This window comes from Brevibacterium moorei (assembly GCF_024580735.1).
Lineage (GTDB): Bacteria > Actinomycetota > Actinomycetes > Actinomycetales > Brevibacteriaceae > Brevibacterium > Brevibacterium moorei.
On the sequence record NZ_JANIJX010000041.1, the window covers coordinates 1 to 15,222 of the forward strand.

Consider the following 15,222-nt stretch of genomic DNA (forward strand, 5'->3'; position numbering starts at 1 on the left):
TGCCTATCGGAACCCGGTGACAACACCCCCCGGATCATCAATGACTGGGGGCATAAGTCATGCCGGGCCCGACGGGCCAGCAGTCCTGATCCTGTCACGAACCAGGGCTACTAAAAAGGTAACGGGGTAGAGGAAGTGGCCGAGGTCGCCGGAACAGCGCGGGAGTTCAGTTCGTGACGGCCTGGAACAGGGCGCGGGAGATGCGGGCAATGGTGTCGCCGGGGGTGTGGGCGTCAGCATCGCTCAGGTCGCTGCCCAGGATCGACAGGCTCAGGACGTTGCCGCCGGGCAGCTCCACCACACCCGTATCGTGGTAGATCCCGGCCAGATCGCCGGTCTTGTGCAGCACCACAGTGCCCGCCGGCAGCAACGCGGGGATCCGATCCCTGATCTGCTGCCGGGCCAGCATCGCCCTGGCCCGCTTGACCGACTCCTCCGTCAGCGGGGACTGTCCGGGCGCCGATGCCCCCGGCACGTCGGCCGTGACGCCGGCTGCAGCATCGGGCGGCGAATCCGGTGTATCCGCCCCGCGAATCCCCGTCAGCGCTTCGATCAGCAGGACCTGGTCGTGCGCGCTGGTGAGGTTGTCGCGCCCGGCCGCAGCGGCCTCGGTGTCCATCATGTAGCGCGCCAGCACCGTCTGATCGCAGCCGAGCGCAGCGGCGGCCGCATTGACCTCGGCGAAGCCCACCACGTCGATTGCGGCGTTCGTCGCATCGTTGTCGCTGACGGTGATCATCAGGCTCAGGACCTCGCGCAGTGGCAGCGTGTGGACGCCGGGCATATCGGCCAGAACGCCGGACTCGCCCACGCGCAGCACCGCCAGGTCCACATCGGTCGACCAGCGCAGGCGGCCGGTCTCGACCGCGCGCAGCACCGCCAGGAGGATTGCCAACTTGATCGTGCTGGCCGCCGGCACCTGCGCGCCGGGCTCGCGCGTGTAGACGGGCACCCCGTCCAGATGGGCTGCGATCCGCCAGGTGCCGGGGCCGGCTGAGGCGATGGCGTCGACGTGTTGGAAGGTGTCCGGTGCGAACATGTCAGTCCTCGGGGTCGCTGATGAGGTGGGCGGTTCGATGATTCGAATATACCGCCGCCGAGGCCATCCGGCACGGCTGCCGACGGGGTCGGGTATCCGGCGATCAGGCTCCGGCCAGACCCAGGTAGCGCACGGCCGTGAGCGCGAAGACCTTCGCGGCGTCCACCACATCGGCGACCCGGCAACGCTCGTTGAAGCCGTGCACGCAGGGCAGTTCGGCCGGGCCGTACTGCAGGACGGGGATGCCGTGGGCGCGGAAGAAGCGCGCATCGCTCGAGGCCCACTGCAGGACGCCCTTGGACTCGGGGCCGACGACCTCGCGCAGGGCGCCGACCAATTCCACGACGATCGGATCGTCCTTGTCCGTCCAGTTCGCCTCCGAGGCCTGTGCCGCGACCTCGATCCTGGCGTTGGGCGTGTGCCCGCCGGCCGGGGCCTGTTCGCCGGCCTGGGAGTCCTCGCCGGCCACGTGGACCCCGGCCTCGGCCAGCAGCTCGATCACCCGTGCGTTGACGTCGGCGCGGCGCAGGCCGATCGGGATCCGGGTGTCGACCTCGAGCACGGCACGGTCGGCCACCACATTGACCCCGGTGCCGCCGTGGAGCGTGCCGATATTGACCGTCACATGACTGAAGACCTGGCTGATGCCTGGCCGGTAGGCGCCTGGGCCGTCACCCGTGCGGGCCTCGGCGTAGTCGACGGAATCCGCGATGAGCGGGCGCACCGACTCCGGCGGTTCGGCCTCCATCTTCCACAGATCCTGCAGGGCGAGCGCCGCCCTGGCCGCCAGCAGATTCGCCGAGGTCCCGTGCAGGGGCTGGAGCGAGCCGTGCCCCGGGGCGCCGTCGATCGTGATGCGCAGCTTGTTCAGGCTCTTCTGCCCGATCGTCGGGAAGCCGCGCTCGGCGGGCTCGGCGATCACCGCGCCGGTCACCCCGTCCAACATCCCGTGTTCGAGCACCCAGGGCGAACCCGTGGCACCGCCGGTCTCCTCATCGCAGACCGCGGCGAAGGTGATCGGCCCGGCCAATGGCACGCCCAGATCGCGCAGCACCACCATGCTCAGCATCTGTCCGGCCAGGCCCGCCTTCATATCCGAGGCGCCGCGGCCCCGCAGATATCCGTCTACCACATCGCCGGCCAGCGGTGGGAAGTCCCAGCGCTCGGTAGCGCCGATGGGCACCACATCGTAGTGGCCGGCCAGGGCCAGATGTCGTGGCGCCGAGGTCCCCGCCGGGGATGGGGCCGAGGTCGCAGTGTCGGGTACTGTACCGTCTGCGGCCTGCTGCACTGCGCCGGATGCCGCGGTGTCGGGTACTGCCGCATCCGCTGTGGCGGCACCCGGCGCTTCGGCGGGGAGGTGCTCGGGTCTCAGCCGGGCCACCACGTTGACTCGGCCCGGGCCCGCGTCTGGCACATCGTCGACGGCGTGGATCCGTGCTTCGATCCCGTGTTCATTCAGCCAGCCCGCGGTGAAGGCTGCGACGGCACTGCAGTCCCCGGCAGGATTCTCGCTGGGGATGCGGATGAGGTCACCTGCGAGTTCGAGCAGTTCGGGCGCTCGCCGGTCGAGTTCGGCCAGGATGCGCCGTTCCCACTCGCCTTGTGCGGCGGCCGATGTGCTCGGTGGCGTATGCGGTGATGTGGTGGGTGATGTGTGCGGCGTCTCAGGAGTGCTCATGCGCCCAAACTACCCGAAACCCCGGTGGCACTATCGGCGCCCCGGACCCCGCCGCCGGACCCCGGCTCCGGACCCTGGCGCCGGAAACACCATTTCAGCGCGGAAACTACCTGCTGTAACAGGTCGTTTCCGCGCCGAGATGGTGTTTGTGCAGATGGGCGCCATCGTCCGGCCGGGACCATGCGCCCGGGGTGAGCTACGACTCCTCGGTGCCGCGTGCTTGAATGGAGGGGTCCGTGAAACTAAGCGTATGAACAAGGCGGGCGAGCCTCTGCCCGCTGGGAAGAAGACACGACGATGAGCACCGACCCGAGCACCACCTCGGCCCCGGACTTCCGCGCGGAGGCCCGAGGCCTGGCCGATCACCTGCGGGACCTGCGCCGCGATCTGCACCGGGATCCCGAAACCGGTCTGGAGCTGCCGCACACGCAGGCCCGCGTGCTGGCCGAACTCGAGGGGCTGGGACTGGAGATCCACACGGGACGCGAGCTGTCCTCGGTCGTGGCGGTGCTGCGTGGCGGTGCTGCGGGCAGTGCGGACGACGCCGCCGGAACCTCGGCCGCCGGAACCCGCGCGCCCAGCGTGTTGCTGCGCGGGGACATGGACGCACTGCCCGTGGCCGAGGCGACCGGCCTGGACTACGCCTCGACCAACGGGGCGATGCATGCCTGCGGCCATGACCTGCACATCTCCGGCCTGGTGGGCGCGGCCAAGCTCCTGGCCGCGCACCGCGCTCAGCTGCCCGGCGACGTCATCTTCATGTTCCAGCCCGGCGAGGAGGCCGACCGCGGCGCCAAGGTCATGCTCGACGAGGGCATGTGGGATGCGGTGGGCGGCAAGCCGGATGCGGCCTTCGGCATCCACGTGTGGAGCGGCGAACCGGGTCTGTTCCTGACTCGGCCGGGCACCATGATGGCCGGTGCGAACCGCCTCTTCGTGACCTTCCGCGGCAAGGCGGGCCACGCCTCGCGCCCGCAGGATTCGCTCAACCCCGTGCTGCCGCTCATCGACTTCTGCCACGCCTTCCAGGGCATGGTGACCAGCGGGTTCAGCGTGTTCGACCCTGTCGTCGCGACGATCACGCAGCTCGACGGCTCGACGGCCGTCAATGCGATCCCCGGTGAGGCCTCGATGGGTGCCAGCGTGCGCACCCTGTCGGCCGAGACCACCGCGAAGTTCCCCGTCCTGGCGCGCCGGCTAGCCGAATCCGTGGCGGCCTCCCACGGGGCCGAGGCCGTGGTGGATTGGATCGAGCAGTACCCGCCGACGGTCAACGACGACGCCGAGGCGGCCTTCGCCCTTGATGCGCTGCGTGGGATGTTCGGCGCGGAGCGGGTAGTGGAATCGCCGGATCCGGTGATGGGCTCCGAGGACTTCTCCTACGTCCTCGAAGAGGTGCCGGGCGCATTCCTGTTCTTCCAGGTCAGCCCCGAGCACATCGACCCGGCGCAGGCCGCGACGAACCATTCGCCGCTGGTCGAGTTCGACGATGCACTGCTGCCGGATCAGGCCGCGGCGCTGGCGGGCCTGGCCTGGGCGCGTCTGGCGCGGTAGGGGGCCCGACGCTCGGCGCTCGCAAATGGGCCCTGCAAGTGGATCCCGCACATCATTGGGCTGTTTATCTCAGATTCGACCGTTCATCCGGTCCAATCTGAGATAAACGGCCCAATGATTTACGCGCGCACCCCGCCCGCCCGCAACCCCCGCGCACCATGGTGACCTCAACCACATCATCGCTATAGTGGGAACGATCCCATAGCGAGAGGCGGACAAGCATGACGAACGCGAACATCGACTTCCCCGGCGAGGCCCAGGCCATTTCGGCCGATCTGGTGGACCTGCGGCGTAGACTGCACCGGATCCCCGAACTGGGCAACGATCTGCCGAACACTCAGGCCATGGTGCTCGAGGCCCTGGCCGGCCTGCCGCTGGAGATCACCACGGGTGAGTCCTTGAGTTCGATCGCGGCGGTCCTGCGCGGCGGGCTGCCCGGCCCCACCGTGTTGCTGCGCGGGGACATGGACGGACTGCCCGTGATCGAGGACACCGGTCTTGACTTCGCCTCGACCAATGGGAACATGCACGCCTGCGGCCACGACCTGCACACCGCCGGTCTGGTGGGAGCGGCCCGGCTGCTGGCGGCCCACCGCGATCAGCTGCGCGGCACCGTGGTCTTCATGTTCCAACCCGGTGAGGAGGGCCCTGGTGGCGCGCTGCCGATGCTCGAGGAGGGACTCCTCGACGTGGCGGGCACCCCGGTCGACGCGGCCTTCGGGCTCCACGTCCAGGCGCGGCTGAACACGCCCGGCACCTTCGAAACGCGTGGGAACACGATGCTGGCCAGTTCCAATCAACTGTTCGTGACCTTCCACGGGGTCGCCGGCCACGGCTCCACCCCGTCGACGGCGATCGACCCGATCGCCCCACTGCTGGAGTTCGGCCAGGCCCTGCAGACCATGATCACCCGGCGCTTCAGTGTCTTCGATCCGGTCGTGGCCACGGTGACGAACCTGCGCGGGGGAGAGGCGACGAACACCATCCCCGCCGAGGCCTTCCTCGGCGCGACCGTGCGCACCCTGTCCAAGGAGAACACGGAGAGGTTCGGCCGGCTGGCCACGGACTTGGCGAACTCGATCGCCGCCGGCCACGGGTGCACAGCCGAGGTCGAGTGGGTCAACAAGTATCCGCCGACGGTCAACGATCCGGCCTGCGCGCGGTTGGCGCTGCGCACGATCGAGCGCACCTTCGGCGCCGCCCGCGCGCAAAACATGTCCGACCCCGGCATGGGCTCGGAGGACTTCTCCTATGTGCTCGAGCGGGTGCCGGGCGCCTACCTCTTCTACTACATCACCCCGGCGGACCTGGACCCGGCGACGGCCGCGACGAACCACTCGCCGCAGGCCCGCTTCGATGACGGCTTCCTGTCCGACGGCGCGGCTGCCCTGGCTGCGCTGGCCTGGGAATACGCGGCCGAGGCCACCGCCGGCTGAGCCGGATTCCTCCGTTCGCGCCGGGGTTACCCGGCCCGCTCGCATGGGCGATGTGCGCGGCAGGCGATTTGGTCCGAAGAATCGCCAAATTCTCAGACCAAATCGCCTGCTGTGTTGGTGGGTTCGGTTTGGGGTGGGGTTGGTGGGGCCCTGCCTCTTGACTCGCCTATGACTCAGCGCACATAATCAAGTGTGGGAACGTTCCCAAACGGGATTCCCGCCAGAATCACCACACCCACCAGAAAGGCGGAACCGGCGTGAGCCTACGCATCGGCGTCGACACCGGCGGAACATTCACGGACGTCTGCGTCTTCGACGACGCGACCGGGAGCCTGCACGTGCGCAAGGTCTCCAGCACGCCGGCCGACCCCGGCCAGGCGATCCTCACGGGGGTCGGCGAACTCCTCGGCCGGCTGGGGCGCGACATCGGCGAGGTCGACTACTTCGCCCACGGCACCACGGTGGGGACCAACGCCCTGCTGACCGGGCGCGGCGTGCCCACCGGCTTGATCACCACGCGCGGATTCCGCGATCTGCTGGAGCTGGGCCGCGGTCGGCGCCCCGATATGTATGATCCGCAGGCGGACAAGCCCGAGCCCTTCGTCCCGCGCGAATCCCGGCTGGAGGTCACCGAACGCGTCCGCCACACCGGCGCCGTCGAAATCCCCTTGGACGAATCAGAGGTCCGCGCGGCCGTGGCCACCCTGCGCGACCAGGGTGTCAAGGCGATCGCCGTGTGCCTGCTCTACAGCTACCTGGTACCGGACCACGAGCGCCGGATCGGTCAGATCATCGCCGAGGAATTCCCCGACTGCTACGTCTCCCTGTCATCGGATGTGCTCCCGGAGTTCCGCGAATACGAACGCCTGTCGACCGTGGTCACGAACGCCTATGTGGGTCCGGTCGTCCACGACTACCTGGTCCGCCTGCGCACCACCCTGGCCTCGGCCGGGCTGGCGGCCACCCCGCACGTGACGCAGAGCAATGGCGGGGTCATCCCCTTCACCGCTGCCGAGGACCTGCCCGTGCGCCTGGTCCTCTCCGGGCCCAGCACGGGTGTGGTGGGCGCCGCGCAGATCTGCCTGGCCGCCGGCCACCCGGATATCATCACCTTCGATATGGGCGGGACCTCATCGGACATCTCACTCGTCCAGAACGGCGAACCCAAGCTGACCGCCGGGATGGAACTGGACGGCCGGCCGATCCGTTCGCCCATGCTCGACATCCACACGGTGGGTGCAGGCGGCGGCTCGCTGGCCTGGATCGACTCCGGCGGCCACCTGCGCGTCGGCCCGCAGTCGGCCGGCGCGGACCCGGGCCCGGCCTGCTACGGAAAGGGGCTCGAGCCGTCGGTGACCGATGCGAACGTCGTCCTCGGCGCCCTGGATCCCGAATACCTGCTCGGCGGGCAGATGAAGATCGACGCGGGCGCGGCCGCCGCGGCCGTGGACCGGGTGGCCGGCCCTCTGGGCCTGTCGACCGCCGAGGCCGCACTCGGCATCCTGCGGGTGGTCACCGCGAACATGGCCAGGGCGATCCGCGTGGTCAGCGTGCGCCGCGGCTACGATCCGCGCGACTACGCGCTGGTCCCGTTCGGTGGCGCAGGTCCCCTGCACGCCTCGCGGCTGGCCCGGGAACTGGGCATGCGCACGATCGTCGTGCCCGAGGTCCCCGGCGCCCAGTCGGCCATGGGCCTGCTCATGACCGACGTCCGCACCGACTTCATGCGCACCGTCATCACCCCGGTCGACCCTTCCGATCCGGCCTCGGCCAGTCGGATCGCCGCGGCCTTCGCCGGCCTCGAATCGCAGGCCGAGGACTGGTTCGACTCCCAGCAGGTGCCTGGGGCCGGCCGGACCCTGGTGCGCCGCGCGGAGCTGCGCTACCGCGGCCAGAACTTCGAACTGCCGGTCGAGGTCCCCGCCGGCCGGATCAGCGCCGAGTTGCTCGGCGAGCTGGTGGTGGCCTTCGGCGCCGCACACGAACGCGTCTACGGCTATGTGGATGAGGAGTCGCCGATCGAGGCGGTCACCTTCCGCGTCCAGGCCAGTGGCGCCGCCCCCAAGGTGGAGGTCGCCTCGGCCGGTGCCGAGGCCCCCGCCGGTGCCGCAGAGCCCGCCGACGCTGCGACTACTGCGGACCCTGCGGGCGCGGCGAACGCTGTGAACCCCGCCGGCGCCTCGGCTGCGGAGAGCGCACGGACCGGGAGCCGGCGGCTGTACACCGGAGCCGGGGTCTACCGGGAGGCCGGCCTGTACGACCGCTCCCGGCTGTGCCCGGGCGATGTGGTGACCGGCCCTGCGATCATCGATCAGATGGACACGACCACCGTCCTGCTGCCCGGCGACACCTGCACCGTGGACGCTCGGCGCAACCTGGTGATCTCGATTGGAGACGAATCCGATGACTGAACAGAAGACCTCGGCCACGCCCACCCTCGACCCCGTGCTGGTGGAGGTGATCGGATCCGCCCTGGCGACGATCGTCGAGGAGATGAGCGAGACCCTGGTCAAGGCCGCCTTCTCGCCGAACATCAAGGAGCGCAGGGACTGCACGGCCTCGCTGTTCGACGCCGAGGGCAATGCGATCGCGCAGGACGAGGGCGGCTCGCCCCTGCACCTGGGCTCGCTCATGGGCGTGGTCGCGGCGATCCGCGAGCGCCACCCGGCCGAGGCGATCGGACCCGGTGATGTGTTCATCGGCAACGACCCCTACACCGGCGGCGGTTCGCACCTGCCCGATATCGTCCTGGCGGTGCCGATCTTCATCGACGGCGTGCTCAGCGCCTGGGCCGCGACCCTGGCCCACCACGCTGACTTCGGCGACCGCGGGCACGCCCACATCTTCCAGGAGGCGATCCGGATCCCGCCGGTCCACCTGGTGCGGCAGGGCGTGCGACAGGACGAACTGCTGGACCTGATCCTGCTCAACTGCCAGATCCCGGCCGAGCGCCGCGCGGACCTGCGGGCCCAGGAGGCCGCCAACCGCGTGGCCATCACCCGCTATACGGAACTGTGTGAACGCTATGGACGCGATACGATGCGCGCGGCCGGCGATGAGCTGCTGGACTACACGGAGCGGCGCACCCGCGCTGCGATCGCGGCCTTCCCGGACGGCGAATACACGTTCACGGACTGCTTCGACTGCCCCGAACTCGACGATGAACTCACGCTCAAGGTGCGGATCGTGGTAGCCGGGGACACCATGCTCTTCGACTTCGCGGGCAATCCGCCGCAGGTCCGCGCCAGCGTCAATGTGGTGTGGACGGGGCTTTACGCATCGGTCTACTACACGGTCAAGACGCTCATCGATCCGGACATCGCGCCCAACGCCGGGCTGTACCGGCCGATCACCATCGAGGCCGAGGACGGTTCGATCCTGAACTGCCGGGCGCCGGCGGCCGTCAACGGCCGCAGCGAGACCAGTCAGCGGATCGTCGACCTGATCCAGGGGGCGCTCGCCCCGGCCGTTCCCACCCGGGTCACAGGCGCCTCGAACGGCGCGAACACCGGGGTGCACTTCTCCGGCTACGACCCCGTGCGCGGCCGCGACTTCGTCTACCTCGAGACGATCGGCGGCGGCTCGGGCGCGCGGTACAACAAGGACGGGCTCGACGGGGTGCAGGTGCACATGACGAACACCTCGAACCTGCCGGTGGAGTCCCTGGAAACCGAATACCCGTTGATGGTCCAGGCCTATGAGCTGATCGACGGCTCCGGCGGCGACGGCGAGTTCCGCGGCGGCATGGGCATCCGCCGGAAGGTGCGGGTGGAGGCCGAGGACGTGCACTTCTGGCTCGACACCTCCCGGCAGCGCTCGCAGCCCTGGGGCCTGTTCGGTGGGGGACCGGGGGCCTCGGCGCGGTGCGAGCTGAGCCCCGACGCGCCCCCGGTGGACCACGGGTACACCGTGCTCCAGCCCGGCCAGTGGGCCTCGATTGAGACGGCCGGCGCCGGCGGTTACGGGGATCCGGCGAACCGGTCCGCCGAGGCCAGGGTCGCCGACCGCGTCCGCGGCACGGCCGGGGACCCGGCCGCCGCGAACCCGGCGGAACGTGCCGATGCCCCTGCGGCGCAGTCCGAACAGACGAACGAGAGGACGAAGTGATGGCTTCGCAGTACTATCCGGCGGGCGCGCCCGCGGCCGTGATCGGCCCCAAGCCCCGGGTCGAGGGCGAACGCGGCCTGGTCGTGACCAGCCACCCGGCCGCGGCCCAGGCCGGCGCCGATGCGCTGGCGGCCGGCGGCAATGCGGTGGACGCCGTGCTGGCGGCGGCGGCCACCCAGCTCATCGTCGAACCGCATATGACCTCGCTGACCGGCGGGCTGAGCCTGCTGTCGCGCACGGTGGACGGCGAATCGACCTATCTCAACGGCAATGTGCACGCGCCGCTGGCGCCCTTGCCGGGCTTCGGCGGGAACGAGGATCTCAACGGCGGGCGCGGCAATCCCGTGCCCGGCTGGTGGCCGGCCTTCCGCGATGGGGCCGCCCGGCTGGGCCGGCTGGGCGCGGCGCGACTGCTGGCACCGGCCATCGCCTGTGCGCACGAGGGAGTGGAGGTCAATCCCTTCCTGTACGCGCTGATGTACGAATCGCAGGCCAATCTGGGCATCAACGCCGATATGCGCAAGGCGTTCTTCCCCTCGGGCAGCCTGCTGACCCCGGGCGAGACACTGGTGCAGCACCAGGCGGGGGCGACCCTGGAGCGCCTGGCGAACGAGGGCGACTCCTATTATCTGGGCGACTTCGCCCGTGCCGTGGTCGCAGAGAACCGGCGCGGCGGTGGGGTGATGGCGCGTGAGGACTTCGAGTCGGCCCAGCCGCAGTGGGACGATGCGGTCACCGGGACGTACCGGGGCCTGGACGTGCTGGGGTCTGCGCCGCCGGACGACGGCGGGCAGATGCTCGTGGAGGCGCTCGCGATGCTCGACCACGTGGACCTGGCCGCGATGGGCGCGCCGAGCGAGTCCTTCGAGACGCTCAAACTGCTGGTCCAGGTGCACAACGAGGTCTACTATTCGACCCCGCACCGCGGCCGGCCCTATGAGTCCGCCGAATACCTCGCTGGTCTGCGCGATCCCGGTTTCGCCGCCGCGCGCCTGGCCCGGGTCCGGACCCAGGGTGGGGTGCCCGGTCCCGCGGCGATGCCGGTGCCCGGCACGATCCACGTGTCCGCCGTCGACGCCGAGGGCAATGTGGCCAGTCTGACGCACTCGCATATGGCCTCGGCCTGGGTCAACGGGCTGTTCGCCGAGGGCTTCCAGCTGGCCGGCGGCGGCTCCTTCTTCCAGCGCGGGATGCCCGCGCCGGGGGAGAAGGCGATGGTCTACCTGGCCCCGCACGTGCTGTTGCGCGACGGGGTTCCGGTGGTCGTCGGCGGTTCGCCGTCCGTGTCGATCGTGGCGTGCGTGCTGCAGAACGTGGTCAACCTGGTGGACTTCGGGATGACGATCGAACAGTCGGTGGCGGCACCCCGGTTCGGCGCCCGGCCGCATGATCCGGCCTTCGGGTGGCGGCCCGGCGTGATGTTGGAATCCGGTTTCGCGCCGGATGTGCAGCGCGGCTTCGAGGACTGGACCTCGCAGGTGGGGCTGTGGTCGAAGCCGGCCGGTCCCTGGTACACGCTCATGGGCAATTACGAGGGCATCACGATCGATGCGCACGGCCGCGCTGCGGCCAGTGCCGACCCGCGCCGCGCGGGCGGTGCGGTGGCCGCCGACTGAGCGGGGACCTCGGGTGCGGTGCGATACCGCAGATGGCGTATTGACAGCATGTGTGATCCACAACATACTTGAACCGGCAGGTGATTGGGAGCGTTCCCAATGATGGGGTGAGGGCCCCGCACTCCTGGACGGACTCTCGAAAGGAAGAGAGATGAAGAAGCGAATCCTGAGCATCGGGGCGGCGGTCGCCACGGCGGCGCTGATACTGGCCGGGTGCACCCCGAACAATGCCGGCGGAGGCTCCGCCGACACCGCTGGCGGTGGCGAGGTCAAGGTCATGTGGAACCAGCCGTTCTACTCCTCGAACATTTGGTCGAGCGCGTCGACGGCGACGACGAATGCCAACACCGTGTACCTCATGAGCGACTCCTTCAAGTACTACGACAAGGACTTGAAGCTGGCCGACAACAAGTCCTTCGGCACCATGGAGAAGGTCTCCGATAAGCCGATGAAGGTCAAGTACACGATCGCGGACACCGCCACCTGGTCGGATGGCACTCCGTACACGGCGGCCGACCTGGTGTTGGGCTGGGGCGCGCGCAGCGGCAACTTCAACACGGGCGACCTGGAGAAGGCCCAGGACGACGAGGGAAACGTCAAGAAGCAGAAGGGCGAGAACGTCTTGTTCAATGCCTCGAGCTTCGGGCTGCAGAAGATCACGAAGTACCCGGAGGTCTCCGATGATCTCAAGAGCGTGACCTTCACCTACGATCAGCCCTTCGCCGACTGGGAGACGAACCTGTCACTGCAGGACTCCGGCCTGCCCGCGCACATCGTGGCGAAGAAGGCGCTGGGCATCGACGATGCCACCAAGGCCAATGATGCGATTCTCAAGGCGTTCAAGGACGACGACAAGACCTCCCTGGCCAAGGTCGCCAATGTCTGGAACACGGGCTTCAACTTCACCAAGATGCCCGAGGACAAGGACCTGCTGGTCAACACGGGCCCGTATCAGATGACGGACTACCAGGAGGGGCAGTTCCTCACCCTGGAGAAGCGCGATGATTACAAGGGCGAGCGGAATCCCAGCATCGACAAGGTCACCATCCGCTACAACTCGGACCCCAACGCGCAGGTGCAGGCGTTGCAGAACGGGGAAGCGGATCTGATCAATCCGCAGGCCACCGCTGACATCCTCAAGTCGATGCAGGCGATCGACGGAGTCAAGATCGATTCGAACTATGGGGACTCCTATGAGCGCCTGGATCTGGCGCAGAACAACGGTGGCGCCTTCGATCCGAAGACCTATGGCGGCGATGCGGAGAAGGCGCGCAAGGTCCGCGAGGCCTTCCTGTTGACGGTCCCGCGCGAGAAGATCGTCAGCGATATCGTCAAGCCGCTCAAGGACGACATCACCGTGCGCAACTCGTTCACCCAGGTGCCCGGTTCCCCGCACTACGACGAGGTCGTCAAAGCCTCGGGCTTCGATTCCGTGCTGGGCAAACAGGATATCGACAAGGCCAAGCAGCTGCTGAAAGAGGCCGGGGTGACGGGCAAGCCCAAGGTGCGGTTCCTCTACGCCAAGGGCAATGAGCGGCGCGAGCAAATATTCCGTCTGGTTCAGGAGGCAGGGGCCGCTGCCGGCTTCGACGTGCAGGCGAACGCGCAGGTGCAGTGGTCGACGTTGCTGCCGGACACCAGCCAGTACGATGTCTCCACCGCCGGATGGGGCAATGAGCACCTGGGTGTGACCCAGACCGTGCAGTTCTGGCGTTCAGGGGGCAATCACAACCACGGCGGCTACAAGAACCCGGAGGTCGACAAGCTCTACGATCAGCTGCAGGGTGAGACCGATGAGTCCAAGCAGGTCGCGATCGAGGAGCAGATCGAGAAGCACGTCGTGAGCGATGCGGTGTCCCTGCCGATCTTCCAGTTCCCCGATATCGTGGGCGCGCGGAACACCGTTTCGGGCGTCGACGCGATCGCGGTGGCGCCGAATATGTTCTGGAACTACTGGGAGTGGAAGCTGCAGTAACGGGGAATCGACACTCGATCCCAGCTCCTGACATCGACTGACCGGTTCATGTCGTCCGTACACCCTGCGGACGACATGAACCGGTCAGTCATTTCACGCCTCGGTCAGCTAGTGTTCCCGGGGCCGTGCGGTGGAGTCCCGCACTATAAGACGCGCCGCGAGTTCCGTGTGCTTCGCCCCCGCGCGGTCGCCGCGGATCCGGGCGATCAGCGCCGAGGCGGCCTGCTGTCCCAGCTGCACATCCGGTTGGGCGATCACGCTGACCGCCGGGCGCACCATCGTGCACCAATCCTGGTCGTCGAAGGCCAGGAAGGATATGCCGTCAGGGTATGAGATATCGGCGTCGATCAGCGCCCGGTAACCGGCCGTGGACATGAGCGAGTCCGTGCACAGCAGGGCCGTAGCCGAGGTGGGGGCGCTGCCGCTATCGGCGCCCGCGCTGCCTGCGTCGTGTGTGCCGGTGAGGAAGGCGAGGACGGCCGCCTGGGCCTCCTGCGGAGTGTAGGGGACCTCGACGACCAGCCCGGGATCCGGCTGCAGGCCGCGGGACCGCAGCGCCCGGACGTAGCCCAGGAGGCGCAGCTCATCGGGGCGTAGGACCTCGTCGTCGAGGCGATCGGCCGGCGCGTCTGCCAGGATGCGCGGGATTCGGGTGGAATCGGAGACGACCACGGCGATGGCCCGGTGGCCCAGACCCAGCAGGTGTTCGGTCGCCAGCGTTCCGGCCGCCGTATGGTCCAGCCCCACGACGTCGGCCCCCGGGGCTGCGGGAGTGGGCCGGTCGAGCATGACCAGGGGGAAGCCCCGGTCGATCAGTCGGGTCAGGGGTGCTGAATGCGCGCGGTTGTGCGGGGCCAGGGCGATGCCCGCCACTCGGTGTTCGATGAAGACCTCCAGGCTGCGGTCCTCGTTGGCGTCGGTGCGGTCGGTGTTGCCCAGCATGACCTCGAAGCCTGCGGTCCTGGCGGTGTCGGTGAAGCCGCGGACCACTGCCGCGAAGAAGGCGCTGGCGACGTCGGGGACCAGGATGCCGATGGTGTGCGAGGAGCCGGAGACCATGGCCTTGGCGATGGCATTGGGGGTGTAACCCAGATCGGCCGCGGCCTTCTTGACCTTTTCGACGGCCTGGGCGCTGGCTGAGCCCTCGCCGGCCAGGACCCGGGCGGCGGTGGACTTGGAAACTCCGGCGGCGTGCGCCACATCGAACAGTGTGGTGCCGCGGGGTCGTATAGCCATCGTCGAGGTCCTTGTCCGTTGGGTGCGAGGGGCGCGGATCGTGCCATCCTCCCTCATCTTATGCGCCCGCGCTCCCGCCGAACGGCTGGTTTCGGTTGCCCCCTTGGCTGGCCCTTGCCCCGGCTGTGTTCAGAAGAAGTCCGCGCAGGCGCGCGCGACGGCGTCGATATCCGTATCGTCGACGTCCAGGTGGGTCACCCAGCGCAGGGTCCCGTAGCCGCCCACGCGGATTCCCCGTTCGGCCAAGAACCCGGTGAAGGCCTCGGCGTCGAAGCCCGCGACCGGGGTCATGAAGACCATATTGGTCTGCGCTTCGCCCGCCCCGAGTTCCGGGTACTCGCGGAGCACCTGGGACAGGCGCTGTGCCCGGGCGTGGTCCTCGCGCAGCCGTTCGACATTGTGCTCCAGCGCGTAGATCCCGGCGGCCGCCAGATACCCTGTCTGGCGCATGCCCCGTTACCTTTTTAGTAGCCCTGGTTCGTGACAGGATCAGGACTGCTGGCCCGTCGGGCCCGGCATGACTTATGCCCCCAGTCATTGATGATCCGGGGGGTGTTGTCACCGGGTTCCGATAGGCA

At 68.7% G+C, this 15,222-nt stretch carries 10 protein-coding genes; 6 read left to right on the forward strand and 4 right to left on the reverse strand.

All coding sequences use genetic code 11. From position 1 onward, the window contains the following. Positions 1–166: 166 nt before the first annotated feature. Positions 167–1,039, reverse strand: a complete 873-nt coding sequence (locus NQ034_RS15625) for a serine hydrolase (protein ID WP_257049968.1) — start codon at positions 1,037–1,039, stop codon at positions 167–169. 103 nt (positions 1,040–1,142) lie between these two features. Continuing rightward, positions 1,143–2,720, reverse strand: a complete 1,578-nt coding sequence (locus tag NQ034_RS15630; RefSeq protein WP_257049969.1) for a M20 family metallopeptidase — start codon at positions 2,718–2,720, stop codon at positions 1,143–1,145. A gap of 297 nt (positions 2,721–3,017) precedes the next feature. On the opposite strand from NQ034_RS15630, the gene NQ034_RS15635 reads away from it, so the two are divergent. The 6 genes from NQ034_RS15635 to NQ034_RS15660 all read left to right on the forward strand — a co-directional run bounded on the left by NQ034_RS15635 (position 3,018) and on the right by NQ034_RS15660 (position 13,408). Further along, entirely contained in the window at positions 3,018–4,274 is a 1,257-nt protein-coding gene (locus NQ034_RS15635; RefSeq protein WP_257049970.1) for a M20 metallopeptidase family protein, read from the forward strand. Between the two features lie 221 nt (positions 4,275–4,495). Further along, positions 4,496–5,710 carry a M20 metallopeptidase family protein gene (locus NQ034_RS15640; RefSeq protein WP_257049971.1) on the forward strand — a complete coding sequence of 405 codons (1,215 nt, stop codon included), beginning with the start codon at positions 4,496–4,498 and terminating at the stop codon, positions 5,708–5,710. Between the two features lie 257 nt (positions 5,711–5,967). Next, positions 5,968–8,121 carry a hydantoinase/oxoprolinase family protein gene (locus NQ034_RS16490; protein WP_257049972.1) on the forward strand — a complete coding sequence of 718 codons (2,154 nt, stop codon included), beginning with the start codon at positions 5,968–5,970 and terminating at the stop codon, positions 8,119–8,121. After that, entirely contained in the window at positions 8,114–9,817 is a 1,704-nt protein-coding gene (locus NQ034_RS15650) for a hydantoinase B/oxoprolinase family protein (protein ID WP_257049973.1), read from the forward strand. The genes NQ034_RS16490 and NQ034_RS15650 overlap by 8 nt, the downstream gene beginning before the upstream one ends. After that, positions 9,817–11,433 (forward strand): gamma-glutamyltransferase, encoded by a 1,617-nt coding sequence (locus tag NQ034_RS15655; RefSeq protein WP_257049974.1) that lies wholly within the window; start codon positions 9,817–9,819, stop codon positions 11,431–11,433. Before NQ034_RS15650 ends, NQ034_RS15655 begins: the two co-directional genes overlap by 1 nt. A 151-nt stretch (positions 11,434–11,584) precedes the next feature. Next, positions 11,585–13,408: an ABC transporter family substrate-binding protein gene (locus NQ034_RS15660; protein ID WP_257049975.1), complete on the forward strand. Its 1,824-nt coding sequence runs from the start codon at positions 11,585–11,587 to the stop codon at positions 13,406–13,408. A gap of 108 nt (positions 13,409–13,516) precedes the next feature. On the opposite strand, the gene NQ034_RS15665 is transcribed toward NQ034_RS15660, so the two are convergent. Together NQ034_RS15665 and NQ034_RS15670 are read right to left on the reverse strand one after the other, a co-directional pair. Then, positions 13,517–14,644 (reverse strand): LacI family DNA-binding transcriptional regulator, encoded by a 1,128-nt coding sequence (locus NQ034_RS15665; RefSeq protein WP_257049976.1) that lies wholly within the window; start codon positions 14,642–14,644, stop codon positions 13,517–13,519. A 129-nt stretch (positions 14,645–14,773) separates the two neighbouring features. Next, a complete protein-coding gene (locus tag NQ034_RS15670; protein WP_257049977.1) occupies positions 14,774–15,094 on the reverse strand; it encodes a beta-eliminating lyase-related protein in 321 nt (106 codons plus the stop codon). Between the last annotated feature and the right edge of the window lie 128 nt (positions 15,095–15,222).

What these genes read in the sequence shown, in the direction of transcription:
- NQ034_RS15625 (WP_257049968.1), bottom strand. Translation starts at nt 1,039, where the DNA reads ATGTTCGCACCGGACACCTTCCAACACGTCGACGCCATCGCCTCAGCC.
- NQ034_RS15630 (WP_257049969.1), bottom strand. Translation starts at nt 2,720, where the DNA reads ATGAGCACTCCTGAGACGCCGCACACATCACCCACCACATCACCGCAT.
- NQ034_RS15635 (WP_257049970.1), top strand. Translation starts at nt 3,018, where the DNA reads ATGAGCACCGACCCGAGCACCACCTCGGCCCCGGACTTCCGCGCGGAG.
- NQ034_RS15640 (WP_257049971.1), top strand. Translation starts at nt 4,496, where the DNA reads ATGACGAACGCGAACATCGACTTCCCCGGCGAGGCCCAGGCCATTTCG.
- NQ034_RS15650 (WP_257049973.1), top strand. Translation starts at nt 8,114, where the DNA reads ATGACTGAACAGAAGACCTCGGCCACGCCCACCCTCGACCCCGTGCTG.
- NQ034_RS15655 (WP_257049974.1), top strand. Translation starts at nt 9,817, where the DNA reads ATGGCTTCGCAGTACTATCCGGCGGGCGCGCCCGCGGCCGTGATCGGC.
- NQ034_RS15660 (WP_257049975.1), top strand. Translation starts at nt 11,585, where the DNA reads ATGAAGAAGCGAATCCTGAGCATCGGGGCGGCGGTCGCCACGGCGGCG.
- NQ034_RS15665 (WP_257049976.1), bottom strand. Translation starts at nt 14,644, where the DNA reads ATGGCTATACGACCCCGCGGCACCACACTGTTCGATGTGGCGCACGCC.
- NQ034_RS15670 (WP_257049977.1), bottom strand. Translation starts at nt 15,094, where the DNA reads ATGCGCCAGACAGGGTATCTGGCGGCCGCCGGGATCTACGCGCTGGAG.